Annotated in this window: 2 protein-coding genes; both read left to right on the top strand. The window is 64.5% G+C overall.

What is annotated here, in order from left to right:
• The coding region (locus ACSFA3_RS24430) for an NUDIX domain-containing protein (protein ID WP_435507965.1) at positions 1-752 on the top strand (752 nt) is incomplete at its 5' end.
• A gap of 64 nt (positions 753-816) precedes the next feature.
• Positions 817-1,201: nicotinamide phosphoribosyltransferase domain-containing protein (locus tag ACSFA3_RS24425; RefSeq protein ID WP_435507964.1), on the top strand; the 385-nt coding region annotated here is incomplete at its 3' end.

The following is a 1,201-nucleotide window of genomic DNA, read 5'->3' as shown; positions in this document are numbered from 1 at the left end:
CACCCGCCAAGGCCAAGGTGGCGCTGGTGGGGCACCTGAAGGACTCATCGAGCTACTACCTCAAGCTCTTCCCGCACTGGGAGTTCGTCGGCCAGAACAGCGTTGAAAGCCTCAACGCTACCGACGTTCGCAGCCTCTACTTAGACCCCGAGAACCGCGGCCAGCTCGCGCGCCCCGACCGGCCCGACGGCACCGCCGCGTTTCTCGAACAGTTCACCACCACGGCCGACTACGCGGAGCTCTGCGAAGAGCTCGCCTTCCTGGTCGACTACCGCGACAAGTACCGCTATGCGGGCAGCGACTTTCCGCCGATCTACACCACGGTCGACGCCATCGTGGTCGAGGCCGGCCACATCCTGCTGGTGCAGCGCAAGTTCCATCCCGGCAAGGGCACCTGGGCGCTGCCTGGGGGCTTCGTCGGCCAGCACGAGCGGCTGCAGGACGCGGCCATCCGCGAGCTGAAGGAAGAAACCCGCCTCAAGGTGCCCGTGCCCGTGCTCAACGGCAGCATGAAGGCCAGCCACGTGTTCGACGCGCCCGACCGCTCGCAGCGCGGCCGCACGATCACGCACGGTTTCTTCTTCGAACTGGCGCACAACCAGTGGACTGGCCTGTCGGACGTGCGTGCCGACGACGACGCGGCCGAAGTGCGCTGGGTGCCGATTGCCGAGTTCCTCGACATGCAGGACCGCATCTACGAAGACCACTTCTTCATCGCGAATCATTTTTTGGGTGGCCTGGGCAAGAACTGAACGACCAGGCTTTGTCAGCAAGAACGGCCCCGGTTGACGGGGCCAACGTGAAAGGAGCTTTCACATGAACCGCAATCTCACCTCCTCGCCCCTGGGCAACAACCTGCTGCTGCGCACCGACTCCTACAAGGTGTCGCACTGGATGCAATATCCATCCGGCACGCAGACGGTGTACAGCTACATCGAGTCGCGCGGCGGCATCTTCAGCCACTCGTTGTTCTTCGGCCTGCAGGCCTATCTGCGTGAATATCTGCAGACGCCGGTAACGCGCGACGACGTGGAAGAAGCCGCCCTGCTCATGGCCGCGCATGGCGAGCCCTTCAACCGCGAAGGCTGGCTGCGCCTGATCGAGAAGCACGGCGGGCTGATGCCGGTGCGCATCCGCGCGGTGCCCGAAGGCAGCGTGCTGCCGGTGCACAACGTGCTCGCGACCATCGAGAACACCGACC

The organism is Variovorax glucosi (assembly GCF_051216695.1).
GTDB lineage: Bacteria > Pseudomonadota > Gammaproteobacteria > Burkholderiales > Burkholderiaceae_C > Variovorax.
The sequence above is the reverse complement of the archived record's forward strand: the minus strand, read 5'-3'. Positions and strand labels throughout refer to the sequence as shown.